This is a genomic window from Pseudomonas sp. PDM30, from assembly GCF_019218985.1.
GTDB classification, from domain to species: Bacteria; Pseudomonadota; Gammaproteobacteria; order Pseudomonadales; family Pseudomonadaceae; genus Aquipseudomonas; species Aquipseudomonas jessenii.
This window is the reverse complement of record NZ_JAHUWM010000002.1, coordinates 722,945-748,945: the sequence shown is the minus strand read 5'-3', so window position 1 is coordinate 748,945 and position 26,001 is coordinate 722,945. Positions and strand designations below refer to the sequence as shown.

Here is a 26,001-nt window from a genome sequence, read left to right as displayed (position 1 = left end):
CTTACACTCGCCCGGGCACAACATTGTTCTTTCAACCTCTCGCGACAAGGATGCTTCGCACATGGGCGAAAATCATTTCAAAATCGTATTCGAGGGCGCCTTGCTGCCCGGTGTCGACATCACCACGGCAAAGCTCAATCTCGCCGATTTGTTCAAAAGCGATATCACGGCCATTGAGCGCCTGTTCACCGGGCGTCCGGTAGCGCTCAAACGCAACCTGTCGCACGCCGATGCCCAGACCTATCTCCAGGCGCTGAGCAAAACCGGTATCGACGCCCGCATCGAAGCGGAAACGCCGATCGAGCTGAACCTCGCCGACGTTCATGACCATGCTCCGGCCGGCAGCCAGGCGCCTTTTGCAGATCCGCAGTCCCCTTACGCGCCGCCGCGCGCGCCCGTCGGCGAAGCCGTAGCGGAATTCGCCACGCTCAAACCCTTCAGTTTCGATGGCCGTATCGGCCGCTTGCGCTACCTCGCCTGGACGCTGGTGCTGTCAACTGTGCTCCTGGCCGTTTGCGGGGTGTTTGCCTTGGTCGCCCTGGCTATCATCGGCGCAGATTCGACCGCCGGCCTGATATTGGGCAGCTTGCTGGCCTTTATCCTGTTCATCGGATTTGTATTCGTCAGCATCCAGATCACCGTTCAACGTTTGCACGATGTCGGCTGGTCCGGCTGGCTGTGGCTGCTGAACCTGGTGCCGTTCGTTGGCAGTTTCTTTCCGTTCGTGATCATGGTTGTGCCGGGCAACGACACCGCCAACCGCTACGGCCCGCCGCCTCCGCCGAACAGTACCGCAGTCAAGGTACTGTCTTCGCTGTGGCTGATCGTTATCGCGCTGGTTCTGTTCGGCTCGCTGGCCGGTGGTCTCACAGCGATACGGGAAGAATACAAAAGTGCCGCCCAGAGCAGCTACGACAGCAGTTCGGTCACCACCGAAGAAATCGAAGTCGAGGTCGAACCGGTGCCAAATTCCTCCGACGATGCAGCCGAAGAGGCCCAGCCCCCTGTAGACTCTGCGAAAGAATGAACAGCGCTCCTGGCCCCTGACACCTGCGTCGCGGCGCGGAGCTGTTGCGATGGAGAACTGCATGACCCGTTACGCTCTGATCACTGGCGCCTCCAGCGGCATCGGCTTGGCAATGGCCGAAGCGCTGGCCCGGCGCGGCCGCAGCCTGATTCTGGTGGCCCGACAACGTGATCAGCTGGAAAGTATTGCGATTGAACTGACCCAACGGTTCGGCGTGGAAGTGCTGTTCCGTGCCTGCGACCTGGGCGAGCCGCTGCGCCTGTCCGGATTCCTGCTGGAGCTGGAAGAAGGCGACCGGCAAATCGATCTGCTGGTCAACTGCGCCGGTATCGGCACATGCGGCCCGTTTCTGGCCCAGGACTGGATGACCGAGCAAGACCTGATCGAAGTGAACATCCTCGCCCTCACCCGCCTGTGCCATGCCATCGGCAACAGCATGGCCCTGCAAGGCGGCGGGCAGATTCTGAATGTGGCCTCTGTGGCGGCGTTTCAGCCGGGGCCGTGGATGAGCACCTATTACGCCAGCAAGGCGTATGTGCTGCACTTTTCCGAAGGATTGCGCGTCGAGCTGAAAAAATGTGCGATCACGGTTTCGGTGCTCTGCCCCGGGCCGACCCGCACGGCGTTTTTCCGTACCGCGCAACTCGACAGCGAAAAGCTGACCAACAGCAAACTGCTGATGAGCCCCGAGGAAGTGGCGCTCTACACCGTGCGCGCACTGGAAAAGAACAAGGCGATCATCATTCCCGGGCGGCGCAACCGCTGGTTCGCCTTCCTGCCGCGGCTTGGCTCGCGGTGGCTGACTCGCACAATCGCCGGCATGGTCAACAAGGCCTACTGCCCGCGCTGATCCAACCCAAGGTAAAAGGCTGGGCGCAGGCATACGCCATGAGTACACTCAGGCCAGCCCAAACAACGGAGAAAACAGCTGTGGATACTCTGTTCACCAAGATCATCAACCGGGAAATCCCGGCGAAGATCATTTACGAGGACGACCAGGTTCTGGCCTTCCACGACATTGCCCCACAGGCACCGGTACATTTCCTGGTGGTCCCGAAGAAACCCGTTCGCACCCTGAACGACCTGACCGAGGACGACAAGACATTGGCGGGGCACATCCTGTTCACCGCCCAGCGCCTGGCAAAGGAACTGGGTTGCGAAGACGGCTTCCGCGTCGTCATGAACTGCAATGAACTGGGTGGGCAAACTGTCTATCACATACATATGCACGTACTGGGTCAGCGCCAGATGCACTGGCCGCCGGGCTGATTACTGCTTCCCCCTGTGGGAGCGGGATTGCTCGCGAAGACGAAGTATCAGCCAGCATGGATGCTGAATGTCAGACCCTCTTCGCGAGCAAGCCCGCTCCCACAAAAGGCATCACGACACTGTCACAGTCTCTGCATCACAATGACCCAGCGCAAACCTTCCCCGGCCGATTGGGTTAAACTGGCCGCCGAAATTCCCCCGGAGGTCAGCATGACAACCCAACGTCACTACTCGCCAATTGACCGCCTTCTGCTGCAAGCCGATGCCGCGATGCGCACACTGCTGCCCTTCAGCGGCCAGCCGTACCGTCCGTCGCCCGCCATCGTGCAGCCGGATGCGAAAATGAGCGACGAAGACACGCGCCACGTTGCCGGCCTGATGCGCATCAACCACACCGGCGAAGTCTGCGCCCAGGCGCTGTACCAGGGACAGGCGCTGACCGCCAAGCTGCCGCAAGTGCGTGCTGCGATGGAGCATGCCGCCGAAGAAGAAATCGATCACCTGGTCTGGTGCGAACAACGCATCCATCAACTGGGTAGCCACACCAGCATCCTCAATCCGCTGTTTTATGGCATGTCGTTCGGGATTGGCGCAGTGGCCGGCCTGATCAGCGACAAAGTCAGCCTGGGGTTCGTTGCGGCAACGGAAGACCAGGTGTGCAAACACCTGAACGAACATCTGGAGCAATTACCGGCCGAGGATGAAAAATCCCGGGCGATTCTTGAGCAGATGCGCATCGACGAAGAACAACATGCCGAAAGTGCGCTGGATGCTGGCGGGTTCCGCTTTCCGGCACCGGTGAAGTTCGGGATGAGCCTGATGGCCAAGGTGATGACCAAGAGTACTTATCGGATCTGATTTCAGTTTTTTGTAGGAGCGAGCTTGCTCGCGATAAACCTGAGAGCAACGCGTTTACCCAGAAAACACGCGTTATCGTTAACGTCCATCGCGAGCAAGCTTGCTCCTACAAGGGCAAGACATAAAAAAGGCGACTGCCGTGAGGGAGTCGCCTTTTTTGTGTCCGAAAATCTTACGCCATATTGCGCGCGTAGAAGATTTCGAGCATTTCGTGTTTCACCCGCTCGGTCACCTGGGCGCGCTGCTCAGAGGACAGGTTGCTGGTGGCGTCGCCGAACAGGTAGTTATCCAGTTCGAAGTTCTTCAGCAGCATCTTGGTGTGGAACAGGTTTTCCTGGTACACGTTCACGTCGGTCATCTGGTACGCGTCGTAAGTGTCATCGGAGAGGTAGTTCTGGATCGAATTGATCTCATGGTCGATGAAGTGTTTTTTGCCTTCAACGTCACGGGTGAAGCCGCGCACACGGTAATCCACGGTCACGATGTCCGAATCGAACTGGTGAATCAGGAAGTTGAGCGCTTTAAGCGGTGAAATGACCCCGCAAGTCGACACGTCGATGTCCACACGGAAGGTTGCAATGCCGTCGTCCGGATGGATTTCCGGGTACGTGTGCACCGTGATGTGGCTCTTGTCGAGGTGGGCCAGGATGATTTCGGGCAACGGGCCCGGGGACTCTTCGATCTGGCTATCGGTCGGGGTCACCGGTTCTTCAGAAATCAGAATCGTGACGCTGGCGCCCTGTGGCTCATAGTCCTGACTGGCAATGTTCAGGATGTTGGCACCAATGATATCGACAACTTCCGTGAGGATCTGCGTCAGGCGTTTCGCGTTGTACTCTTTATTGATGTACTCGACGTAAGCCTGCTGGTCTTGCGGAGTTTCCGCGTAGCAGATGTCATAGATGTTGAAGCTCAAGGTCTTTGTCAGGTTATTGAACCCGTGGAGCTTGAGTTTGCTTTTCACCGTTAAAAACTCTCTATGTGTTTGCGGCCCGGCCGCGTGATCAAGCATGCCCGTCAGATGCGAACAACGCACCTGCGTAGGACGGTTAACACCTCTTCGCGATGGCGATTTTGGTTGTCTGTTCGGGTGCGAGGCCTGTCGGCTGACGGGCCACTACCCTGAAAAAAGTGGCGCATTATGCAGACGTCAGCTTGGGATCGCCAGAGTCTGCACTGCTTTTATGATAGTTGAATGTCGATTCAACCGAGCTCGATGATTTCGTAGTCGTGAGTAATCTCGACACCGGCCGCGCCGAGCATGATCGAGGCCGAGCAATACTTCTCGGCAGACAGCTCGATGGCACGTTTGACCTGGGCTTCTTTCAGCCCGCGGCCCTTGACCACGAAATGCATGTGGATCTTGGTGAACACCTTTGGATCTTCGGTCGCGCGCTCGGCTTCGAGGAAGGCCTCACAGCTTTCGACCGCCTGGCGGGACTTCTTGAGGATGCTGACCACATCGAAATTGCTGCAACCGCCGACACCCAGCAGCAACATTTCCATCGGCCGGACACCCAGGTTACGTCCGCCGGCATCGGGCGGACCGTCCATGACCACGACATGACCGCTACCGGATTCGCCGAGGAACATGGCTTCGCCAGCCCATTGGATGCGTGCCTTCATCGCCAAGACTCCACTGTATAAAAAAGGGTCGCCAGCTTAGCACAGGCCCCGTGATTGACAGCGCCCGGCGTCCTAGGACATATCCCACTGCCTTGTAGGTAAATGCTCGAATATTGCAGGAAATGTCTGTTAAGCTGACGCCAATTCAATGGCGCATGGCCAGCTTTACTCCAGCGTTCACTATTCATAAAAACCAAACACACCGTGCAGTCTTTTCGGGATACAACCATGGTTGCTATTGCCCCCAACCCCAAGATCAAGAACCTCGACAAGCTGTTGATGCATTGCCAGCGCCGCCGTTATCAGGCCAAGAGCAACATCATTTGTGCCGGCGACCGCTCGGAAACGCTGTTCTTCATCATCAAAGGCTCAGTCACCATCCTGATCGAAGATGACGACGGCCGGGAAATGATCATTTCCTACCTGAACCCCGGGGACTTTTTCGGCGAGTTGGGTCTGTTTGAGCAGGCCGGCCTGGAGCAGGAGCGCAGCGCCTGGGTGCGGGCCAAGGTTGAATGCGAAGTCGCAGAAATCAGCTACGCGAAGTTCCGCGAGTTGTCCCTGCAGGATCCGGATATTCTTTACGTCCTCAGCGGACAAATCGCACAGCGCCTGCGCAACACTACGCGCAAGGTCGGTGACCTGGCATTCTTTGATGTAACCGGTCGAGTCGCCCGCTGTCTGCTGGAGCTGTGCAAACAGCCAGACGCCATGACGCACCCCGACGGCATGCAAATCAAGGTGACCCGTCAGGAAATCGGGCGGATTGTCGGTTGTTCGCGGGAGATGGTCGGTCGCGTGCTCAAGGATCTTGAAGAACGCAACCTGGTGGACGTCAAAGGCAAGACCATGGTGGTCTTCGGTACGCGATAAGCTCGAAAACCTAGCCGCTGAACATCTGCGCCAACATCAACCGGTAGAGTTCGTCCAGACGTGCCAGTGCATTGGGTGCCGCGAACTTCTCATGCAGCGCGATGTGGCTTTCGGCGCGTACCCGTTGCTCCAGACCGCACGCCTCGTTGAAACGATTGACCGCGGCGACCATTGACGCTCGCTCGTTATCGATCAGCATCGCTCCGTGCACCAGTCCTACCGGACGCTGCCCACCCTGACTCTGGCGCCAGCGCTGGGCGGTTCCGACCATTTTGCGTCCATCGAGGTTGACGTTGAAGCGACCGTCACAGAAAGCGCCTTCGATTTCACCCAGGGACGAAGTACCACCCAACTCATCCAGCAACTGACAAATCGGATCGCACAAACGGTGGTAACCGGTTTCGATGCGATTCAGATCCCCTTCGCTGCGCGGCGGCGCGTAAACCAGTGCGATATTGATCGTTGAGGCCGATTGCGGCACCGGCTCGCCACCGGTTTCACGCAACAACACCGGCCAACCTGCCGCCGCCGACACTTCACATGCAGCCTCGAAACCGGGCAGGCGGTTCAAACGGCGCGGCATGACCAGCGCCCGATCGCTCGGCTGCCAAAACAGCAGGCCGACCTCCGCGTCGCCGGCGCATACCGAGGCCAACAGATCCTGTTCGGCTTTCAGGCCAGCTTCGATGGTCAGGGAAATTGGTGAGGTCATAAGGTATTCCGTAGGACATAAAGTCTGTGGTGCTTCTTATGCCGCTATCGCGAGCAAGCTCGCTCCCACATTTGATCCCGGCAGCTCATAGATTTTGTGGCCACCATCAAACCCTGTGGGAGCGAGCTTGCTCGCGATGCTTTTTAGTCTAGGGTTGAGCCGCTGACAGGCACGCCGCGCTCAGGGAAGAACAGACGCTGCAACTCGGTACCCGGGCTTTCGGCGCGCATGAACGCTTCGCCGACCAGGAACGCGTAGACGTCGCTGATTTCCATCAGTTCGACATCGGCGCGGTTGAGAATGCCGCTCTCGGTGATGACCAAACGATCGCGCGGAATACGCGGCAACAGGTCGAGGGTGGTTTCCAGGCTGACATCGAAAGTGTGCAGGTTACGGTTGTTCACGCCAACCAGCGGAGTATCGAGGGTTTTCAAGGCCCGCTCCAGTTCGTCGCCGTCATGGACTTCCACCAGCACATCGAGGTTGACGCTTTTGGCCACGGCTGCCAGCTCGGCCATTTTCACGTCATCCAGCGCGGAAACGATCAAGAGCACGCAATCGGCCCCCAGGGCCCGGGCTTCGACGATCTGGTACGGATCGATCATGAAGTCCTTGCGGATCACCGGCAGCTTGCATGCCGCACGGGCCTGCTGCAGGTAGGCATCAGCGCCCTGGAAATAATCGATATCGGTGAGCACCGACAGGCAGGTCGCACCGCCCTTCTCGTAGCTTCTGGCGATGTCGGCGGGAACGAAGTTCTCGCGGATCACGCCTTTGCTCGGCGAGGCTTTCTTGATTTCTGCAATGACTGCCGGTTGCTTCAACTTGGCCTGGGCCAGCAACGCCTTGGCAAAACCGCGGGGTGCATCGGCCGCCTTGGCCAGGTTTTCCAGCTCGGCGAGGCTGACGCGAGCGCTACGCTCGGCGACTTCCTCAACCTTGCGCGCCAGAATCTTTTCCAGAACCGTCGGAACACTCATCCCTCATTCTCCACTTTGAATACCGCGGTAAATGCACCCAGTTCCTCAAGCTTTTCTCGAGCGAGGCCGGTGTGCAGCGCATCGTGCGCCAAGGCAACGCCTTCTTTCAGGCTGCTGGCAAGGTCGGCCGCGTACAGTGCGGCACCGGCATTGAGCACGATCATCTCGGCCGCTTTCTGACCGTTCTCGGTCTTGCGCTTGCCCAAGGCATCGCGAATCAGTTCCAGGGAAGCCGCCGGGCTTTCCACGGCCAGGCCATGCAGGCTCTGACTCTTCATGCCCAGATCTTCCGGCTCGACCCAATACTCGGTGACCTGGCCGTCCTTCAGTTCAGCGACAAAGGTCGGTGCTGCCAGGCTGAATTCATCCAGGCCATCCTTCGAATGCACCACCAGCACATGCTTGCTGCCCAGGCGCTGCAACACTTCCGCCAGCGGCCGGCACAAGGCCTGGGTAAATACGCCGACCACCTGATGCTTCACACCGGCCGGATTCGTAAGCGGGCCGAGCATGTTGAACAGCGTGCGCAGGCCAAGATCGCGGCGCGGACCGGCGGCGTACTTCATGGCCTTGTGGTGGGTCTGGGCAAACATGAAACCGATGCCAACGTTGTCGATGCAGCGCGCCACTTGCACCGGGGTCAGGTTCAGATAGATACCGGCGGCTTCCAGCAGATCGGCACTGCCGCTCTTGCCCGATACCGCACGGTTGCCGTGCTTGGCCACGGTGCAACCGGCCGCCGCGACGACAAAGGAAGAAGCCGTGGACACGTTGAAGATGTTCGCACCGTCACCGCCGGTGCCCACCACATCGACCACACCGTCGAGGGTCTTGAGTTCGACCTTGTCCGCCAGTTCGCGCATCACCGACACGGCACCGACGATTTCGTCGATGCTTTCGCTCTTCATGCGCATGGCCATCATGAACGCGCCAATCTGCGCATCCGAGCATTGCCCGGTCATGATCTCGCGCATGACATCGCGCATTTCATCGGTGCTGAGGTCGAGGTGATCGACGATACGGCTCAGGGCTGTCTTGATGTTCATGAAAAGTCCTTAGCGCGTGCCGCCGGTTTGTTTGAGGAAGTTGGCGAACAGTTCGTGGCCCTGTTCGGTGAGGATCGACTCAGGGTGGAACTGCACGCCTTCGATGTTCAGAGTTTTGTGACGCAGGCCCATGATCTCGTCGACCGAGCCGTCTTCGAGCTGGGTCCAGGCCGTGAGCTCCAGGCAATCGGGCAGGGTTTCGCGCTTGACGATCAACGAATGATAGCGGGTCACCGTCAGCGGACGATTCAGGCCTTCGAATACACCCTTGTCCTCATGAAATACCGGGCTAGTCTTACCATGCATCACTTGGCGGGCGCGCACCACATCACCGCCAAAAGCCTGGCCGATGGATTGGTGGCCGAGGCAGACGCCAAGAATCGGTAACTTGCCGGCGAAATGCTTGATCGCTTCAATCGAGATGCCGGCTTCGGTCGGGGTGCAAGGACCGGGGGACACAACGATGCGTTCAGGGTTGAGGGCTTCGATTTCAGCGATGGTCAGTTCATCGTTGCGCACGACTTTAACCTGGGAACCGAGCTCGCCCAGGTACTGCACAACGTTGTAGGTAAAGGAGTCGTAGTTATCGATCATCAGCAACATGGCGTTAAGAACCTCTTGAATTCACTGACTTTAAAGATGGCCTTCGAATGATTTACCCGCAGAGCGCTGCACTTTGTCAGGTGCCGGTGTAGCGCCAGCAAAGCGGCATTTCAAACAGGTAAAGAAGGCAAAGCGGTACAAGTCCGGCGAAGCCGGCAAAAGAATTCAGGCGCGCCAACGCCAGCGGGCGTGTGCCTTGATGACTTGATCCAGGAGTTTACTGATGATCAACACGGGGAAGGTCTCGTTCGTACGTCCCGGCACAGTAACTTAGCTGGGCAGAGCGCGCAATATCGCCGGGGGTGCTGCCCGCGAAACTATCAAAGGCTTCGCGACAGATGGCAAAAGGCCGGAAGTTTTTGGTACTGTCGTTTCGTTCACTAAAACAATAAATAAACGGACTTGCTCATGATCAAACAGACGTTGTTTGTACCGCTCGCAGGATGCTTGCTCGCGATCGCATGCGCCCAGGCGAACGCCGCACCTAATCCTTATACAAATTTCGTTGTCTTCGGGGACAGCCTCAACGATGCAGGGACCTTTGCCGACACGGGCGGGCCTGCCGGGGCGACGCAGCGCTTCACCAACCGGACCGGGCCGGTGTACCTGGATGGCAGCGGCGAAGTCCGCTCGCTCAACTCCACACAGATTCTGGGCGGAAAACTGGGGTTCTCGGCGGACCAGACCGCTTCATCATCTTCGGCGGTACGCGCCAACAACGGCCAGCCCGATGGTAACAACTGGGCTGTAGGCGGCTACCGTACCGACCAGATTCTTGATTCGATTACCAGCACCTCCGCCACCGGCGAACGCACCCGGGCCGGCTATCTTCCATCCAATAACTTCCGTGCCGACCCGAACGCACTGTATTACCTGTCAGGTGGCGGTAACGACTTCCTGCAAGGACGCGTCACCAGCCTGCCACAGGCCAGTGCCGCCGCCGACCGCCTGGCCGACAGCGTGCAGACGCTGCAAACCGCCGGCGCCAGATACGTCATGGTCTGGTTGCTACCCGATATCGGCTTTACCCCCGCATTCAACGGCACCCCGCTGCAAGCGTTCACGTCCCAGCTCAGCGCCCAGTTCAACACTGAACTGGTAAGCCGACTGCAAAACATCAATGCAGAAGTCATCCCGCTGAACATTCCGGTATTGCTCAAAGAGACGTTCGCCAACCCGGCACAGTTTGGCCTGGCCACCGACCAGAACCTCATCACCACCTGCTTCAGCGGCAGCGGTTGCACCGAGAACGCCCGCTACGGCATCAACAGCGCCACGCCGGACCCGACCAAGCTGATCTACAACGACTCGGTGCACCCCACCGAAGCCGGGCAGCGCCTGATCGCCGATTACGCGTACTCCCTGCTGGCGGCGCCGTGGGAGCTGACCCTGTTGCCGGAAATGGCCCAGGGCACCGTGCGCGCGCATCAGGATGAATTGCGCAACCAGTGGCTGGCCGATTGGGAAAACTGGCAAGGTGTCGGCCAATGGCGAGCCATTGTTTCCGGCGGCGGACAGCATCAGGACTTTGACGGTCAGGACAGCGTGGCAAGCGCCGACGGCAACGGCGCCAACCTGAACATCGGCGGCAGCTATCGTCTCGACGATGCCTGGCGTGTTGGTCTGGTCGCCGGTTTCTATAACCAGGAACTCGAAGCCGGCAACAACGACTCCGACTACAAGCTCAACACTTACCTGGGCACGGCATTCGCCCAGTACCAGCAAAACCGTGTGTGGGCTGACGCGGCGTTGACGGCCGGGCATCTGGATTACGACAGCCTCAAGCGTAAATTCCAGCTGGGCGTCAACGAACGCGGCGAAAAAGGCGATACCAGCGGCTACGTCGAAGCCTTCAGCGCACGCGTGGGTTACGACATTGCGCAACAAGCCAGCAGCCCCTGGCACCTGTCGCCGTTTGTCAGCGCCGACTTCTCCAAGGTACAAGTCGATGGTTACTCGGAGGACGGCAACAATTCCACGGCGCTGACCTTTGCCGATCAGGAGCGTATTTCCCGGCGCCTGGGCGCTGGCCTGCAGGGCAAATACCAGATCACCCCGCAAACCCAGGTGTTCGGCGAAGCGGCAATCGAGCGTGAGTACAACGACGACACCCAGGACGTGGACATCAACCTCAACAGCCTGCCGAACAACCAGTTCACGCTGGAAGGCTACACCCCGCAAAGTCACTTGCAGCGTGTGAACCTGGGGGTGAGCCACAACCTCACCAAGGACCTGGCACTGCGCGCCAGCTATAACATTCGCAAGGACGACGACTTCACCCAACAAGGCATCAACGTAGGTGTTGCGCTGGACTTCTGATGTGCAGGCAATAAAAAACGCGGCGCCCTCACAGGCGCCGCGTTTTTTATGGTGGTGAAGTCATTGTGGGAGCGAGCTTGCTCGCGATGAGGGCTTCACAGGCAACATTGATGTTGCCTGACCCACCGTTATCGCGAGCAAGCTCGCTCCCACAGGATTTGTAGTCAGTTCAGCTTTCCGGGGTTTGTTCGGCCAGGGCAACGGCACGGAACATCGCGCGGCGCTTGTTCAGGGTCTCTTCCCATTCCAGCGCCGGCACCGAGTCGGCGACGATGCCGCCACCGGCCTGTACATGCAGCTCGCCGTTCTTGATCACCGCCGTGCGGATCGCAATGGCGGTGTCCATGTTGCCGTTCCAGGCAAAGTAACCGACCGCACCGCCGTAGACGCCACGCTTGACCGGCTCCAGTTCGTCGATGATTTCCATCGCGCGAATCTTCGGCGCACCGGACAAGGTGCCTGCCGGCAGAATCGCCCGCAGTGCATCCATCGCCGTCAGCCCGGACTTCAATTGCCCGGTGACGTTGGACACAATGTGCATCACGTTGGAATAACGTTCGATGACCATTTTCTCGGTGAGTTTCACCGAGCCGATTTCCGATACGCGACCGGTGTCGTTACGACCGAGGTCGATCAGCATCAAGTGTTCGGCGATTTCCTTGTCGTCCGACAGCAGGTCTTCTTCCAGCGCCAAGTCTGCCTCTTCATTGGCTCCCCGCGGACGGGTGCCGGCAATCGGGCGCACGGTGATCAGGTTGTCTTCGACCCGCACCAATACTTCCGGTGAACTGCCGACGACGTGGAAGTCGCCGAAGTTGAAGAAGTACATGTAAGGCGTCGGGTTGAAGCAGCGTAGTGCGCGATACAGATCGATTGGCGCCGCCTTGAAATCGATCGACATGCGCTGGGACGGAACGACCTGCATGCAGTCACCGGCCAGGATGTATTCCTTGATAGTGTCGACGGCTTTTTCGTAATCGTCCTGGGTGAAACTGGAGCGGAACACCGGGTCAGCCGATTGTTGCTTGCTGAAGTCCAGGCCACGGCGTGGGGTGATTGGTTGACGGAGTCTTTCCAGCAACTCTTCCAGGCGTGCCTGACCTTGCTCGAAGGCGTCTTCCTGCGCCGGGTCGGCCAGGACGATGGCGTGCATCTTGCCGGCCAGGTTATCGAACACCACCACGGCGTCGGACACCATCAACAGAATGTCCGGTACGCCCAGCGGGTCCGGGTTCGGGCATTTGCCCAAGCGCTTTTCCACATAACGCACGCAGTCATAGCCGAAGTAACCCACCAGGCCGCCGTTGAAGCGCGGCAGGCCGGCAATGGTCGGCACGTTGTAGCGAGCCTTGAAGGTTTCGACGAAGGCCAGCGGGTCTTCCACATCGTGGCTTTCGGTCTCGACGCCATCGACGGTCACGCTGACGTGATGATCGTGAACCCGCAGCACGGTACGGCACGGCAGGCCGATGATCGAGTAACGGCCCCACTTCTCGCCGCCCTGTACGGACTCCAGCAAGTAGGAATTGGGCTCGTCGGCCAGCTTCAGGTAGATCGACAGCGGCGTGTCGAAGTCGGCCAGGGTTTCGCAGGCAAGCGGGATGCGGTTGTAGCCGGCAGCGGCCAAACGCAGGAATTCTTCGCGGATCATGAGGTGCCTCGTGGCTTGAGGATCGAACAGTCAGGTATGCAAACGCGCCGGAAACCGGCCAGGATCAAGTCAGGCGCGCCAACGCCAGCGGGCCAGGGCCTTGATGACTTTCATCCAGAGTTTGCGAGTGACCACCACGATGGCGTTTCCAGAAGGGGGTTTGACAGCGTCGGCCAACGTTATCTCAGCGGCCGGATCCAGGCAACCGGGAATTAGTTTGCGCAGGTCGTCGATCACCAGCGCCGGCGATTCTTCCGCGATCGGTCGGCCGTGGTTATAGCCGTAGCTCAGGGCTACGCACTTGACTCCCGCCGCTTTCGCCGCCAGCACATCGCTGCGCGAATCGCCAACGAACAACGACTGAGAAGCCGGAATATTGGCCATTTTCATCACGAAGAACAGCGCGGCCGGATCGGGTTTCTTCTGTGGCAGGGTGTCACCGCCGATGATCCAGCGGAAATAACGACCGATTTTCATCTGATCCAGCAGCGGCGCGACGAAACGCTCCGGCTTGTTGGTGATCAGCGCCATCTCGACGCCCTGCTTCTGCAGCCATTTGAGGGTGTCGCGAACGCCGGGGTAAACCACGGTCAACTCATGGCTCTCGCCATAAGCCTGCATGAAATACTCCAGCGCCCGTTCGGCCTCGTCGTTATCGACCGCAGCATGATCAAGACCGCCAGCCAGCGCCCGACGCACCAGCACCGGCGCGCCATTGCCGACCCATTCGCGCACCGCTTCCAGACCGGCGGATTGGCGACCGAGTTTGAGCAGCATCTTGTCCACAGCCACTGCCAGGTCCGGGACCGAGTCGATCAACGTACCGTCCAGATCGAACATCACCAGCCGCGGCAGTTGCCCCGGGAACAGCTGCTCAAAACCACTCATGGGCGAGCCAGCGCCAGTTCGGAACGCATCTTGTCGATGACTTCCTGATAGTTCGGCGCATTGAAGATGGCCGAGCCGGCGACGAAGGTGTCAGCGCCAGCCGCAGCGATTTCGCGAATGTTGTTCACGTTCACGCCGCCGTCGATTTCCAGGCGAATGTCACGGCCCGAAGCATCGATCAGCGCCCGCGCTTCGCGCAATTTGTCGAGGGTGCCAGGGATGAACTTCTGCCCGCCGAAGCCCGGGTTGACGCTCATCAGCAGGATCATGTCGACCTTGTCCATCACGTACTTGAGCACGTCCAGCGGGGTTGCCGGGTTGAACACCAGGCCCGACTTGCAGCCGCCTTCGCGGATCAGTTGCAGGGAACGGTCGACGTGTTGGGTGGCTTCCGGGTGGAAGGTGATGTAAGTCGCGCCGGCTTCGATGAAGTCACCCACGATGCGGTCCACCGGGCTGACCATCAGGTGCGCGTCGATCGGCGCGGTCACGCCGTACTTGCGCAGTGCCGAGCAAACCATCGGGCCGATGGTCAGGTTTGGCACGTAGTGATTGTCCATGACATCGAAGTGCACGAAATCGGCGCCGGCGGCCAGGACGTTGTCCACTTCTTCACCCAGGCGGGCGAAGTCGGCGGAGAGAATCGACGGAGCAATTACGAAGGGCTGCATGACGCACCTTTACTGAGCAGAATCACGATGGCGCGCATTGTATACCTCATGCTTTGACGCGCGCACCGTGAGCGCGATGATTGGACCTTGCCATCATCCATCAGCGGCAATGGCTCTAGTACGCCGCGCGATAGATCTTTTCGATATCGACGGCACTCAATTTGCGTGGATTGTTGCGCATCAAGCGCTCGATCCCCGCTGCTTCCACGGCCATGGACGGGATGGCGTCCTCGGGCACACCGAAACTGCGCAGGCCCTGGGGAATTTCCACGGCGGCACACAGTTCGGTCATGGCTTGCACGGCTTTGTCGGCCGCTTCGTTGAGACTCAAATGAGCGGTCTTCACGCCCATGGCCTCGGCGATATCCTGCATGCGTTCGATGCAAGCCATCTTGTTCCAGGTCATGACATAGGGCAGTAGCAAGGCATTGCTGACCCCATGGGCAATGTTGAAGCGCCCACCCAGCGGATACGCCAGCGCATGCACCGCGCCAACGCCGGCGTTGCCGAACGCCATGCCGGCCATCAGGCTGGCAGTGGCCATGTCTTCCCGGGCTTGCAGGTTCGACGGGTTGGCGTAGGCCTTGGGCAAAGCCTTGGCGATCAGCTTGATGGCGCCGATAGCCAGGGAATCGGTAATCGGCGAGGCGTTGACCGACAGATAAGACTCGATAGCGTGCACCAGTGCATCGACACCGCTGGCCGCCGTGACGCTGCGTGGACAGGTCAGGGTCATTTGCGGACTGACCAGCGCCACGTCCGGCAACAGGTAGTCGCTGACAATGCCCTTCTTCAGTTGCGCGACCTTGTCGGAAAGAATGGCGACGTTGGTCACTTCCGAGCCGGTGCCGGCCGTGGTCGGGATGGCGATCAGCGGCGGGCCTTTACGCGGGACCTGATCGATACCGAACAGGTCCTCCAGCGCACCGTGGTACCCGGCGTAGGCTGCCACGCTCTTGGCAATGTCGATGGCACTCCCGCCGCCCAGGCCGATCAGTCCATCATGCCCGCCGTCGCGGTAAACCTGCATGCAATCTTCGACGATGGCGATTTCCGGGTCCGGCAGCACACGGTCGAAGATTTCGTAGGAGCGGCCACCCAACTGCGCCAGTGCCAGTTCTACCGTGCCGGACTTGACCAGGGCGACGTCGGTGACGATCAGCGGATTGTCGATGTCCAGGCGTGTCAGCTCAGCGGCCAGCTGCTCGATGGCACCTGCGCCGGTGATCAGTTTGTGAGCGATTTTGAAAGAGGAAAGACTCATGTGCGCAGCCTCTTATAGATAGGGGAGCTGGGCACAATAGTAGCTGGGGATTTGGAGTTGGCTGGTATTCAGGTCATGAATGACCGGAGAGTCCCGAAACCACACAAAACACCTGTAGGAGCGAGCCTGCTCGCGATGAACCTGAGAGCGACGCGGGCATTCAGAAGGCCCGCGTTATCGTTGGCGACCATCGCGAGCAAGCTCGCTCCTACAAGTTGCAGTGGATCGATGTGTGGCTTCAGACCTGGGCAGTACGCAGTTTCTCGCTACGCCCACGCAACCATTCCAGGGTCAGCAACAGGATCACCGAGAAGGCAATCAGCAGCGTCGCGGCCGCGGCGATGGTCGGGCTGAGGTTTTCGCGGATGCCGCTGAACATCTGCCGTGGCAGGGTCGCTTGCTCTGGGCCGGCGAGGAACAGCGTCACCACCACTTCATCGAACGAAGTCGCAAAGGCAAACAGCGCCCCGGAGATCACGCCCGGCGCAATCAGTGGCAAGGTCACCCGGCGGAACGTGGTCAGCGGCGAAGCGCCCAGGCTCGCAGCAGCTCGTACCAGGTTGTGGTTGAACCCCTGCAAGGTCGCCGACACGGTAATGATCACGAACGGCACACCCAACACCGCATGCACCACGATCAGCGAGAAGAAGCTGTTACCCAATCCCAACGGAGCAAAGAACAGATAACTGGCCACACCGATGATCACCACCGGCACCACCATCGGTGAAATCACCAGCGCCATCACCAGCGCCTTGCCGGGAAAGTCGCCACGGGTCAGGCCGATGGCCGCCAGCGTACCGAAGACCATGGCCAGCACCGTAGCCGCCGGGGCGACGATGATGCTGTTCTTCAGGGCGCGCATCCATTCCGCCGAGGCGAAGAAATCGTGATACCACTGCAATGAGAAGCCTTGCAGCGGGTACACCAGGAAACTGCCGGAGTTGAACGACAGCGGAATGATCACCAGCACCGGCAGGATCAGGAACAACAGAATCAAGCCGCAGAGAATCCGCAAGCTGTAGAACCACACCCGTTCGATGGGCGACATATAAGGACTCAGCATTTCGTTCTCCCCTTAGCTCAGGCGCAGGCGGCTTGCGCCTACCAGCCAGCTGTAAATCAGATAAAGCACGACCGTCGCGAGCAACAGCAGCCCACCAAGTGCGGTCGCCATGCCCCAGTTGATGCTGGTGTTGGTGTAGAAGGCGACGAAGTAGCTGACCATCTGATCGTTCGGGCTGCCCAGCAATGCCGGGGTGATGTAGTAGCCGATGGCGAGGATGAACACCAACAGGCAACCGGCGCCGACACCGGCATAGGTCTGCGGGAAGTACACCCGCCAGAAGCTGGCGAACGGATGGCAGCCGAGGGAAATCGCGGCACGCATGTAGGTCGGCGAGATGCCTTTCATCACGCTGTAGATCGGCAGGATCATGAACGGCAGCAGGATGTGCACCATCGAGATGTAGACACCGACGCGGTTGAACACCAACTCGATCGGCTTATCGATGATGCCCATGGCCATCAGGCCGCTGTTGATCAGGCCACCCGATTGCAGCAACACGATCCACGCCGCGACTCGTACCAGGATCGAGGTCCAGAACGGCAACAGCACCAGAATCATCAGCAGGTTGCTCTGGCGCGATGGCAGGTTCGCCAGCAGGTAAGCCAGAGGATACGCCAGCACCAGGCAGATCACGGTGATGATCAGGCCCATCCAGAAGGTGCGGGCGAAGATGTCGAGGTAGATCGCCTGGTCCGGGGTGGCCGGGGCGATTTCGCCGAGGTCGTCGATGCGGTGATCGACAGCCGCCAGCAGGTAATACGGGGTGATGCTGCTGGTGTTGCGGCGCACCGCTTGCCAGTAGGCCGGGTCGCCCCAACGCTCATCGAGGCCTTCCAGCGCTTCTTTATAGGAGGCCGGTTCAGTGGCAAGCGGCAAGGCGCGGGCCGTTTTGGTCAGCAGGCTGCGATAGCCGGCCAGTTCCATGTTCAGGCGCTTGGACAGATCGCCCAGGGTCTGATTCTTGCGAGCCTCGGCGAGGTCTTCGGCCGCTGCTTTGTAAACCGGTTCAGCGGGCAGGCCTCGGCCATCCCAACTGGCGATGGCAGTCACGGTGCGCGGCATGCCGCCGACCACTTCCGGGTTGCCAACGCTTTTGTAGAGCAGCGCCACGATCGGCACCAGGAACACCAGCAACAGAAACAGCACCAGCGGCGCGATCAACGCCTGGGCCTTCCAGCGGTTGACCCGCTCGGCGTGCTTGAGCCGCTGCTTCAAGGTGGGGCTGGTGCCCTCGTTCAGGGGAACGGCGATAGCCATGACGTACTCCGCAAATCTTTGATCAATCGGTAATGTGGGAGCGAACTTGTGGCGATGGGGCTTGCCCCCGTTGGGTCGCGTAGCGACCCCGAAACCTGCATTCCCGATGCATCAGATGCACCGCATGCAATGGTTTTACGACTGCTACGCAGCCGAACGGGGGCAAGCCCCCTCGCCACAAAAGCTCGCCCTCACAGGAGGGCGAGCCCTCTGCTTATTTCGCAGCCCAGGAATTGAAGCGCTGCTCCAGTTGCTCGCCGTTGTCAGCCCAGAAGCTGACGTCGATCTGCACCTGGTTGGCGATGTTTTCCGGGGTGGTCGGCATGTCTTTCAGGACATCCTTGGCCAGCAGCGGCACGGCTTGGGTGTTGGCCGGGCCGTAGGCGATGTTTTCCGAGTAGGTCTTCTGCTGCTGTGGCTGTACCGAGAAGGCGATGAATTTCTTCGCCGCTTCGGCGCGCTTGGCATCCAGACCTTTTGGAATGGCCCATGCGTCAAAGTCGTAGATGCCGCCGTTCCACACGACTTTCAGGTTGCTTTCTTTCTGCACGGCAGCGATACGACCGTTGTAGGCCGAACTCATGACCACGTCACCGGAAGCGAGGTATTGCGGCGGTTGTGCGCCAGCTTCCCACCACTGGATGTTCGGCTTGAGCTCATCGAGCTTCTTGAACGCGCGGTCCTGACCGTCCTTGCCAGCCAGCACTTTGTAGACGTCTTTCGGCGCAACGCCGTCGGCCATCAGTGCGAATTCCAGGGTGTACTTGGCGCCCTTACGCAGGCCACGCTTGCCCGGGAACTGCTTGGTGTCCCAGAAGTCCACCCAGCTGGTCGGTGCGGATTTCAGTTTGTCGGCGTTGTAGGCCAGCACGGTCGACCACACGAAGAAACCCACGCCGCAAGGCTGGATGGCGCCCTTGACGTAGTCTTCGGTCTTGCCGAACAGCGCCGGATCCAGTTGCTCGAACATGTCTTCGTCGCAACCACGGGACAGTTCCGGCGATTCAACCTCTACCAGATCCCAGGACACGCTCTTGGTGTCGACCATGGCCTTGACCTTGGCCATTTCGCCGTTGTACTCGCCGGCCACGATCTTGCCGTTGCCTGCCGCTTCCCAAGGTGCGTAGAAGGCTTTGACCTGAGCCGCCTTGTTCGCACCGCCAAAGGACACCACGGTCAGATCCGGGCCGGCCGCCATTGCGTGTGCCGCGCCCATCATGCCCAGTGCCAAAGCGGTGAATTTCAGGGATCTCAACATTTATTGTTCTCTCCACGTGCAGGGTTGGTGTTGGTGTTGCCGGGGCGATCAATGCGCCTCTAAAAGTGGATCGAGCGCGCGAACGTGCTCGACCTGCCAGCCAAGCGGTACCACATCGCCGACGGCGAGCGAGGGATCAAGCTCGGCAATTGGCTGTTTCACGAAGAAGTCGGTCTTGCCGCAGACTTCCATGCGAACCCGGACGTGGTCGCCCAGATAGATGAATTCCTCGACTCGCCCGGAGAAGCGGTTGACGCATTGGTCGCTGGAGCCGTTGAGGCTCACTCGCTCCGGACGAATGGACAGGGTCACCGGCTCGCCGGTCTGACCAACGTTGACCGCCAAGGCTTCCACCTTCTCACCGCGCCCGAGTTCCACAATGCAACGGTCGCCGGTTTGGCTGTGCAGGCGGCCATTGAGGCGGTTGTTCTCGCCGATGAAGTTGGCGACGAAGGTGTTTTTCGGCTCTTCGTAGAGGGTGCGCGGCGGAGCGATCTGCTGGATTTCGCCCTGATGGAACACCGCCACGCGGTCGGACATGGTCAAGGCTTCGCCCTGATCGTGGGTCACGTAGACCACAGTCACGCCCAGGCGCTGGTGCAGGTGCTTGATCTCCATCTGCATGTGTTCACGTAGCTGCTTGTCGAGTGCGCCGAGGGGTTCGTCCATCAGCACCAGTTGCGGCTCGAACACCAGCGCGCGGGCCAATGCCACACGCTGTTGCTGACCACCGGAGAGCTGCGCCGGGTAGCGCTGGGCGAAGGCATCGAGCTGGACCATGCTCAGCACGCGCTTGACCCGCGCACTGACGTCGCTCTTGTTCATGCCACGCACGGTCAGCGGGAACGCCAGGTTCTCGGCCACCGTCATGTGCGGGAACAACGCGTAGTTCTGGAACACCATGCCGATGTCGCGCTTGTGCGGCGGCACGTTGTTGATGGCGCGCCCGGCCAACAGGATTTCGCCCGCGGTCGGCGTTTCGAAGCCGGCGAGCATCATCAGGCTGGTGGTCTTGCCGGAGCCGGACGGCCCGAGCAATGTGAGGAATTCGCCCTTGCGAATATCCAGGTTGAGGTCCTTGACGATCAGGTTCTCGCCGTCGTAGCTCTTCTGCACTCCACGAAAGCTGACCAGAACATCATTGGCCCCTGCGCTTGAATCGACCTGGCTCATACCCACACCTTTGTTATTGATGACTGCTGTGGGGTTAAGCCTAGTGGACGCTGGGGACCGCGCAAATCGGGGCGCAAGAGAGATTCGCCTCAGCCGGATGGAAGGTTGGGGGTAGGGATTTCCCTACAAGGATGGCGGGGATGGATAGGGCAGCAGCACGCTTCAAGCTGCAAGCCGCAAGAATCGGCAAAGCCGCTGCAAAAACATGTCGCTTTTGGATATGCCGGAAATCGGATACTTGATGGAGATCCCTGTGGGAGCGAGCTTGCTCGCGATGGCAGCATCACATTCAACATCGATGCTGAATGACCCGCCGCTATCGCGAGCAAGCTCGCTCCCACAGGTATAGCGATGTGCTTTAGAGGAGCTTGTGTTCCATCGCGTACTTCACCAGTTCCGCCAGCGAGGTGATGTTGAGCTTCTGCATCAGCCGCGCCTTGTGGGTGCTGATGGTCTTGCTGCTCAGCGCCAGTTGCTGGGCGATGTCGTTTACGTTGGCGCCCTGGGCCAAGCGTTCGAACACGGAAAATTCGCGCTCGGAGAGCAACGAGTGCAATGGACGCGAGTCGGTAAGACCGACCTCGAAAACCATGCGGTCGGCCAGTTCCGGGTCGATGTAACGCCCGCCTGACGCCACTTTGCGAATGGCCGTCAGCAACAGTGCCGGGTCGCTGTCCTTGGTCGCATAACCGGCAGCCCCGACCTTCAGCGCCCGGGCGGCCATTTGCGCTTCATCGTGCATCGACAGCACCAGGATCGCCGGCGGATTGTTCAGGGCGCGAATCCGCGGAATCGCTTCCAGGCCGTTGACGCCCGGCATGGAGATGTCCAGCAACACCACTTCGCAAGGCACATTACGCAAGGTGTCGAGCAACTGCTCGCCATTGCTCGCCTCCCCCACCACCAGCAAGTCCTTGGCCAGGCCGATCAGCTGCTTGATGCCTTCGCGGACAATGGTGTGGTCTTCGGCTACCAGTACACGGATCACGTTCTTCTCCAGGTTCAAGATCATTCGCGAGCAGGCTCCCACATTTGGAGTACGTCCCCCTGTGGGAGCCTGCTCGCGAAGGCGTCAGCACAGACACCACAAATTCTTCAGGCTTCGTCCAGAGGTACTCGCACTTCTAACGTCGTACCCTCACCCGGCTCACTCTCCAGCGACAACTCACCGCCCAGGATCAACACCCGCTCACGCATACCGACGATCCCAAAGGACGTTGGCCTGCCAGGCGCGGCGACAAATCCTACGCCATCATCGCTGACCGTCAGACACAATTCGTCGCCTTCAAGGGTCAGTGTCAGTTCAACAGTATGCGCCTGGGCGTGCCGCATGACATTGGTCAGCGCCTCCTGAAGAATTCGAAACAGGCCGATTGCCTTCGCATCGCTGAGCACTGGCAAATTGTCCGGCACCTGCACCAGACACGGGATCTGCGTGCGTGCCTCGAACCGGCGGGCCTGCCATTCAATGGCCGAGGCAATACCTGCGTCGAGAATCGGCGGCCGCAATGCCGTGGCCACATCACGGACCAGCTGAAACAATTGAGCGATCAAGCGCTTCATGCTGTTCAAGCGCTCGTTAAGACCAGGGTCGAGCTGGGCGTACGCCAGTTCGCACATGGACGTTTCCAGCTTCAACACGGTGAGCATCTGCCCCAATTCGTCGTGAACTTCCCGGGCAATGCGCGCTTTTTCTTCTTCGCGCACGCTTTCCAGGTGCGCGGACAACTCCCGCAGTTGTTCCCGGGAGCTGGCCAGTTCAATTTCGATGCGTTTGCTCTCGCTGATGTCCCAGACGATCCCGTCCCAAACATAGGCGCCGTCTTCCAGCCGGCGGGTGATGGCCTTGATTTCCGCCCAACGCTGCTCGCCCTGACGCGTGAGGATTCGCCCCTGCCACGACCAGTCGCTGTCGGTATCCAGCGCATGATCCTGGGTCTGGTGATAGCTGACCTTGTCATCCGGATGCACGAGGCTGCGCAGGCCTTTATCGCGATGCGCCAGCGTGGCCGGCGAGTAACCCACCAGACTTTCGCTGCCTTCGCTGATGTAGGCAAAGTCGATCTGACCGGTTACTGGCGCCCGCTCCAGCCGGAAAACCAGTCCCGGAACGTTGGCGGCGATGCCTTGCAGCCGCGCCTCGCTTTCCTGCAAGGCCGCCAGGGCGCGGCGCCGCTCGGTGACATCGTTGAGGTAAACCACCAGGTATTCGCCATCGCGAAAGCGCAGGAAACTCAACGAGACATCGGCCGGCAGGATGCTGCCATCAGCCCGCACGCAATTGGATTCGAAACTTTGCGGGCCCTCCTCACTGGCCCGGGCGCGCTTCCACAGGTTCAGCCAACGGTCCATGTGCAGGCCGGGCTCGAAATCGATCAGGGGCCGATCGATGATCCCTCCGGCCGGATAGCCCAGCATGCTTTCCGCCGCGCGGTTGGCGTAGCGCACATGGCTGTCCCAGTTGACCCAGAGGATGCCGACCGTGCTCTGGTCGATGGAAAACTGGGTGAGCCGCAAGGCCTCTTCGCTGGCGGCGCGCAAGGCAATGTCTTCCTGCGCGGCCAACAGGCGCTGCTCCAGGTTGTGCTGCTGGCGACGCTGCCAGACCACGATGGCCATGCAACTCATCGCCAGAACGGCCAGCAGCAGGCAGAGGTTCTGCCAAAACCCCGGCGACTCGGTAAGCCGCGGATACTTGGGCTGCAGCCATTGATTGTGCAGTTGCTCCAGATCCTTGGCCGGGATCGCCCGCAATGCACTTTCGACAATGCCCGCCAGTTCCGGTTTGTCACGGAGCGTGGCCACCCGCAGCAACTGCGGCAGACCGACATCCCCCACCACGACCAATCCGGCGAACTCCGGTTCGACCGACAAGCGTCCCAGCTGCGCTTCATCGACCACCGCATAAGCCGCCTGCTGGCCCGCCAATAATTGCAATGCCTGGCGTTCCATCGGCACGCCTTGCAGATTCAGGTGCGGGTAGTTGCTGCGCAGGTAATCGGCGATGGCACTGGGCATGCGTACGGCGACGCGGGTCTGGCTGTCGAGTTTTTCCAGCTCGACCGCGCCAGCGCTTTTCTGATCGCTGACCACCAATTGCGGCACCCGCATGTAGGGGTCGGAAAACTGCCAGAGGCGCAGCCCGCCAGGGGTCTGGGTCACCCCCGGAGCGATGTCGATTTCGCCCTCGCGGGCCGCGGCTTCCAATTGCTCAAGATCGGGAAAATTGCGCCAGCTCAATTCGACATTGAGGTTTTTTGCGAGCCACTTCATCAATTCGACGTTCACCCCGGACAGGCGCTGCAAGCGGCGATCGTATTGCGCATAGGGCGCCTGCAACACCACGCCGACCCGCAACTCGCCCTGCTGCGCCAGCCAGTGCCGTTGTTCCGGGGACAGTTGGGCAGCGGGCGCCGGGGGCGCGGCGGCAGCCCAGCCCATCAAGGGAAACCACAAACAGCCGATAACCCACAGGCAGCGAAAAAGCATCATTGAACTCTCACACACTGACAAATACTGACCAACCCATTAGGCTGCCGGAACAACTTCTGGCCTGGAATACCCGATGCCCTCTGTCTACCGCCTGGCACTGCCAGCATTGTGCCTGTCGCTGATCCTGCCTTGCGCTTTTTCCGTCAAGGCGGCCGACCCGGCACCCGCCGCGGAGGAAAAAACCGCCGAAGAAAAACCACTCGAACGTCAGCCGCTGCCTGAGCGTAGTCAGGAAGAAGCGACTGCACTTGAGCGAAAAATCCCGGCTCAGGAACAGCAACAACTGCAAGCAGGCTCCGACACCTTTCTGGCCTTGTGGAAACCGGCCAATACCGCCGAACCTAAAGGTGCGGTGATTATCATCCCGGGCGCCGGTGAAACCGTTGACTGGCCGCAAGCGATCGGCCCTTTGCGGCGCAAATTGCCGGATGCCGAGTGGAGCAGCCTGAGTATCACCTTGCCGGACCTGCAAAGCGACGCCATTGCGCCACGAATCGTGGAAGCAGCGCCGGCTCCCAAGCCCGCCGAAACCGGCAGTAAAGACTCGACGACCGCAGCCCCTATCGAACAGGTGGCCGGAGGCGAGGCCGATGTGGCCGACAAGGCCGTCACCGAAACCACCGAAGAACAGTCCAAGGCAGATGCCGAGCGCATCTTCGCCCGGATCGACGCCGCGATTGCATTCGCCGAACAGCAAAGAGCCCGCAGTATCGTGGTGTTGGGGCATGGCACCGGCGCTTATTGGGCGGCGCGCTATTTAAGCGAGAAGCCGCCTTCGCAAGTCGAGCGCTTCCTCATGGTCGCAGCGCAGACACCTGCTCAAGCGAAACCCGAGCTGGATGAGCTGGCGCCGAATCTGAAACTGCCGACCGCCGACATCTTCTACATGGACAAGCCGCTGGATCGCAATGCGGCGCTAGCCCGTCTGCAGGCCAACAAACGGGTGAAAACGTCGGCATTCAGCCAGGTCGCGCTCAAGGCGTTGCCGGATACCAAAGCCGAACAGGAGCAATTGTTCCGTCGGGTGCGGGGTTGGTTGAATCCGCAGAACCCGTCGGGCTGACAGACCGAGGCGCCGTCATCGCGGGCAAGCCACGCTCCCACAGTTTTTATGCCGATCACAAAATTGCGGACGACATGAACCTGTGGGAGCGAGCTTGCTCGCGATAGCGGTATCACTGGCGAAGCAAGTTTTCCAGGCTAGCGAAAATCCCGCCGCTCCCGAATCAGCGTATAGGCATTATGCAGTTCACGCGTTCGCTCGGTGGCCTCACGCACCTGCATCGCCGTCGCGCCACTGCCGGCAATCTTGTCCGGATGATGACGACTGAGCAGGCGCCGGTATGCACGCTTGATCTGCGCCGGTTCAGTGGTGGCCGACACCCCCAAAAGCCTCAACGCGTCCTGATAACTTGGCACACTGTTTCCCAATGGCCGTTTCTGCGGCTCATAGTCGTGGGCCAACACCTGCACCTGATGGGGCGTCCAGCCCAGCCATTTGCCCCATTGGCCGATCAATTGACGTTCACTGCTGCCGGCACGACCATCGGCCCAGACCATTCGCCAGCAGGCGCGCAACACACCTTCCGCCGCATGGGGCTGGGCACTCAGGCGACGCAGATAACCGCGCAGGCGGTCATTACCCGATTTTCCACGATTGAACGCGGCAATCGCCCGACGCTGGGCCGGTTCGGACATTTCCAGCGAGCGCATTTCCGCCCGGGCCTGCTGGATGTGGCCATCCACCACCCGCCCGTCGCACTTCGCCAGACGTCCCAGTAGCACGAAGAGCAACTCATCGTTGCGCAGCACCGGACGACCGCCAAGTTTTTCCAGCAAATGCCCCCAACTCTGCAGGTGCAAGCGCCGGTCCAGCGCCTGCCCCAACAACGCGCCGAGAATGGCCCCCGGAATGCTGGCTATGGCAAAGCCTGCTCCGGCTCCGATCAGAGTCCCTGGCCACAGCAT

24 protein-coding genes are annotated in these 26,001 nt (G+C 60.0%); 7 read left to right on the top strand and 17 right to left on the bottom strand.

Annotated elements, in window-relative coordinates; translation table 11 throughout:
• Positions 1–61: 61 nt before the first annotated feature.
• From KW840_RS07385 to coq7, 4 genes are all read left to right on the top strand, one after another.
• Positions 62–1,027: a DUF805 domain-containing protein gene (locus KW840_RS07385; protein ID WP_218494821.1), complete on the top strand. Its 966-nt coding sequence runs from the start codon at positions 62–64 to the stop codon at positions 1,025–1,027.
• Positions 1,028–1,088: 61 nt separating this feature from the next.
• A complete protein-coding gene (locus tag KW840_RS07380) occupies positions 1,089–1,877 on the top strand; it encodes an SDR family oxidoreductase (RefSeq protein WP_218494788.1) in 789 nt (262 codons plus the stop codon).
• Between the two features lie 80 nt (positions 1,878–1,957).
• On the top strand, positions 1,958–2,296 hold the full coding sequence (locus KW840_RS07375) for a histidine triad nucleotide-binding protein (RefSeq protein ID WP_057713090.1): 339 nt from the start codon (positions 1,958–1,960) through the stop codon (positions 2,294–2,296).
• 210 nt (positions 2,297–2,506) lie between these two features.
• Positions 2,507–3,154 (top strand): 2-polyprenyl-3-methyl-6-methoxy-1,4-benzoquinone monooxygenase, encoded by a 648-nt coding sequence (gene coq7 / locus KW840_RS07370; RefSeq protein WP_008051652.1) that lies wholly within the window; start codon positions 2,507–2,509, stop codon positions 3,152–3,154.
• 172 nt (positions 3,155–3,326) lie between these two features.
• Here the strand turns inward: coq7 and speD are convergent, their stop codons facing one another.
• Positions 3,327–4,118, bottom strand: coding sequence for an adenosylmethionine decarboxylase (gene speD / locus KW840_RS07365; protein WP_057713089.1), 792 nt, complete (start codon positions 4,116–4,118; stop codon positions 3,327–3,329).
• Between the two features lie 239 nt (positions 4,119–4,357).
• Positions 4,358–4,780, bottom strand: a complete 423-nt coding sequence (locus KW840_RS07360) for an OsmC family protein (RefSeq protein ID WP_008061600.1) — start codon at positions 4,778–4,780, stop codon at positions 4,358–4,360.
• Positions 4,781–5,008: 228 nt separating this feature from the next.
• Between KW840_RS07360 and crp the strand changes: the two genes are divergently transcribed.
• Positions 5,009–5,653 (top strand): cAMP-activated global transcriptional regulator CRP, encoded by a 645-nt coding sequence (crp, locus tag KW840_RS07355; RefSeq protein ID WP_057713088.1) that lies wholly within the window; start codon positions 5,009–5,011, stop codon positions 5,651–5,653.
• Positions 5,654–5,663: 10 nt separating this feature from the next.
• Here crp and KW840_RS07350 read toward each other — a convergent pair whose 3' ends face one another.
• From KW840_RS07350 to KW840_RS07335, 4 genes are all read right to left on the bottom strand, one after another.
• The gene (locus KW840_RS07350) at positions 5,664–6,365 is read right to left on the bottom strand and encodes a lipoate--protein ligase family protein (RefSeq protein ID WP_218494786.1); all 702 of its coding nucleotides are present in this window, start codon (positions 6,363–6,365) and stop codon (positions 5,664–5,666) included.
• Positions 6,366–6,508: 143 nt separating this feature from the next.
• Positions 6,509–7,345 (bottom strand): indole-3-glycerol phosphate synthase TrpC, encoded by an 837-nt coding sequence (gene trpC / locus KW840_RS07345; RefSeq protein ID WP_218494785.1) that lies wholly within the window; start codon positions 7,343–7,345, stop codon positions 6,509–6,511.
• Positions 7,342–8,391 (bottom strand): anthranilate phosphoribosyltransferase, encoded by a 1,050-nt coding sequence (gene trpD / locus KW840_RS07340; protein WP_090451730.1) that lies wholly within the window; start codon positions 8,389–8,391, stop codon positions 7,342–7,344. Before trpD ends, trpC begins: the two co-directional genes overlap by 4 nt.
• Positions 8,392–8,400: 9 nt before the next feature.
• Positions 8,401–8,994 carry an aminodeoxychorismate/anthranilate synthase component II gene (locus KW840_RS07335; protein WP_007906885.1) on the bottom strand — a complete coding sequence of 198 codons (594 nt, stop codon included), beginning with the start codon at positions 8,992–8,994 and terminating at the stop codon, positions 8,401–8,403.
• A gap of 408 nt (positions 8,995–9,402) precedes the next feature.
• Here KW840_RS07335 and estP point away from each other — a divergent pair, with 408 nt between their 5' ends.
• Entirely contained in the window at positions 9,403–11,313 is a 1,911-nt protein-coding gene (estP, locus tag KW840_RS07330) for an esterase EstP (RefSeq protein WP_057713084.1), read from the top strand.
• A 169-nt stretch (positions 11,314–11,482) separates the two neighbouring features.
• On the opposite strand, the gene trpE is transcribed toward estP, so the two are convergent.
• The 10 genes from trpE to KW840_RS07280 form a co-directional block, all read right to left on the bottom strand.
• A complete protein-coding gene (gene trpE / locus KW840_RS07325; protein ID WP_218494784.1) occupies positions 11,483–12,964 on the bottom strand; it encodes an anthranilate synthase component I in 1,482 nt (493 codons plus the stop codon).
• A gap of 69 nt (positions 12,965–13,033) precedes the next feature.
• Positions 13,034–13,852 carry a phosphoglycolate phosphatase gene (locus tag KW840_RS07320; protein WP_057713082.1) on the bottom strand — a complete coding sequence of 273 codons (819 nt, stop codon included), beginning with the start codon at positions 13,850–13,852 and terminating at the stop codon, positions 13,034–13,036.
• Entirely contained in the window at positions 13,849–14,523 is a 675-nt protein-coding gene (gene rpe / locus KW840_RS07315) for a ribulose-phosphate 3-epimerase (protein WP_007980198.1), read from the bottom strand. Before rpe ends, KW840_RS07320 begins: the two co-directional genes overlap by 4 nt.
• Before the next feature lie 115 nt (positions 14,524–14,638).
• Positions 14,639–15,787 carry an iron-containing alcohol dehydrogenase gene (locus KW840_RS07310; RefSeq protein WP_057713081.1) on the bottom strand — a complete coding sequence of 383 codons (1,149 nt, stop codon included), beginning with the start codon at positions 15,785–15,787 and terminating at the stop codon, positions 14,639–14,641.
• A 238-nt stretch (positions 15,788–16,025) separates the two neighbouring features.
• Positions 16,026–16,850, bottom strand: coding sequence for an ABC transporter permease (locus tag KW840_RS07305; protein WP_007980200.1), 825 nt, complete (start codon positions 16,848–16,850; stop codon positions 16,026–16,028).
• Between the two features lie 12 nt (positions 16,851–16,862).
• A complete protein-coding gene (locus KW840_RS07300; RefSeq protein WP_007980201.1) occupies positions 16,863–18,110 on the bottom strand; it encodes an ABC transporter permease in 1,248 nt (415 codons plus the stop codon).
• A gap of 214 nt (positions 18,111–18,324) precedes the next feature.
• Positions 18,325–19,368, bottom strand: coding sequence for an ABC transporter substrate-binding protein (locus KW840_RS07295; RefSeq protein ID WP_057713080.1), 1,044 nt, complete (start codon positions 19,366–19,368; stop codon positions 18,325–18,327).
• Between the two features lie 48 nt (positions 19,369–19,416).
• Complete coding sequence (locus KW840_RS07290) at positions 19,417–20,541, bottom strand: ABC transporter ATP-binding protein (RefSeq protein WP_046039490.1); 1,125 nt, start codon at positions 20,539–20,541, stop codon at positions 19,417–19,419.
• Positions 20,542–20,899: 358 nt separating this feature from the next.
• Positions 20,900–21,553 (bottom strand): response regulator transcription factor, encoded by a 654-nt coding sequence (locus KW840_RS07285; protein WP_191622237.1) that lies wholly within the window; start codon positions 21,551–21,553, stop codon positions 20,900–20,902.
• 83 nt (positions 21,554–21,636) lie between these two features.
• Positions 21,637–24,033 carry a PAS domain S-box protein gene (locus tag KW840_RS07280; RefSeq protein ID WP_150813988.1) on the bottom strand — a complete coding sequence of 799 codons (2,397 nt, stop codon included), beginning with the start codon at positions 24,031–24,033 and terminating at the stop codon, positions 21,637–21,639.
• A 73-nt stretch (positions 24,034–24,106) separates the two neighbouring features.
• Here KW840_RS07280 and KW840_RS07275 point away from each other — a divergent pair, with 73 nt between their 5' ends.
• Positions 24,107–25,096 (top strand): alpha/beta hydrolase family protein, encoded by a 990-nt coding sequence (locus KW840_RS07275; RefSeq protein ID WP_218494780.1) that lies wholly within the window; start codon positions 24,107–24,109, stop codon positions 25,094–25,096.
• A 137-nt stretch (positions 25,097–25,233) separates the two neighbouring features.
• On the opposite strand, the gene KW840_RS07270 is transcribed toward KW840_RS07275, so the two are convergent.
• The gene (locus tag KW840_RS07270) at positions 25,234–26,001 is read right to left on the bottom strand and encodes a TerB family tellurite resistance protein (protein WP_218494779.1); all 768 of its coding nucleotides are present in this window, start codon (positions 25,999–26,001) and stop codon (positions 25,234–25,236) included.